This window comes from Pseudonocardia sp. EV170527-09 (genome assembly GCF_008369905.1).
Taxonomy (GTDB): domain Bacteria; phylum Actinomycetota; class Actinomycetes; order Mycobacteriales; family Pseudonocardiaceae; genus Pseudonocardia.
On sequence record NZ_VRMC01000255.1, the window covers coordinates 1 to 1,068 of the forward strand.

Here is a 1,068-nt window from a genome sequence, read left to right on the forward strand (position 1 = left end):
GAGCTATTTACACCGCGTCCACCGCCGATGCCGCTGCAGCCGCGCTGGATGATCTCGATGACGAGTGGGGGCGAGCCTATCCGGCGATGATACGTTTGTGGCGTAACGCCTGGACCGAGTTCATGCCGTTCCTCGACTACGACATCGAGGTCCGGAGGGTGATCTGTACGACGAACGCGATCGAATCGTTGAACGCCCGCTACCGGCGAGCGGTCCGAGCGCGAGGGCATTTCCCCAGCGAGCAGGCCGCGATGAAATGTCTGTACCTTGTCACCCGCAGCCTCGACCCGACCGGACGAGGCCACACCCGATGGATGATGCGCTGGAAGCCAGTCCTCAACGCCTTCGCCATCACTTTCGGTGACCGCTGGCCGGGCGCCGAGCACTACTGACAACATCGCCGGAACCACCGTTCTCGTTACAGACCCTAGCGGTGGAAGACGTCGCGGCCGTAGGCCAGCTCCATGCCCTTCGGGTCGATCCCGTTCACACGGCACAGCCCGTCCCGGATGGCCGGGGCGATCGACAGCAGGGGCGCCCACATCAGCGAACCCTTGCCCGCGCCGGTGGCCCCGCCGACCAGGGTGTGGCTACCGCGGATCGACTGCCGCCACGGCGTCCCGTACTCGGTCGCCCCGGACAGCACCCGGTCCAGATCGATCGCGTCCCCGGGAAGGCCGGCCATCGCATCGATGTCTGGTGCGGTGACGGTGGCTGCGAGGAGGTTGCGGCGCTGGTAGTCGATCGACACCACGTTGGGTGCGAGTTCGCGGACCTGGTGTCGACGACGGCCTGAGACTGACCCCCTGACGTCGGATTGGGATTGACCCCTTCTGGGCGACGCTGAGGGGGTGTTGTCGGTGGAGGACTGGTCCGAGATCCGTCGTCTGCATCGGGCGGAGGGTGTCCCGATCAAGGAGATCTCCCGCCGGCTGGGAGTCGCGCGGAACACGGTGCGTTCGGCGCTGCGGGCGCCGGGCCCACCGCGGCGGGAACGGGGCCCGCGGGGTTCGCTGGCTGATGCGGTCGAGCCGCAGGTGCGGGCTCTGTTGGCGCAGTTCCCGCGGA

Annotated in this window: 3 protein-coding genes; 2 read left to right on the forward strand and 1 reads right to left on the reverse strand. The window is 67.6% G+C overall.

The genetic code is table 11. The annotated features are described in order from the left end of the window. On the forward strand, positions 1–392 hold a 392-nt coding region (locus tag FVA95_RS28915), incomplete at its 5' end, for a transposase (protein ID WP_193564307.1). Positions 393–427: 35 nt separating this feature from the next. Here the strand turns inward: FVA95_RS28915 and FVA95_RS28920 are convergent. Next, a complete protein-coding gene (locus FVA95_RS28920) occupies positions 428–751 on the reverse strand; it encodes a hypothetical protein (RefSeq protein ID WP_149666915.1) in 324 nt (107 codons plus the stop codon). 100 nt (positions 752–851) lie between these two features. Between FVA95_RS28920 and FVA95_RS28925 the strand changes: the two genes are divergently transcribed. Then, a partial coding sequence (locus FVA95_RS28925) for a sigma factor-like helix-turn-helix DNA-binding protein (protein ID WP_193564260.1) occupies positions 852–1,068 on the forward strand: 217 nt, incomplete at its 3' end.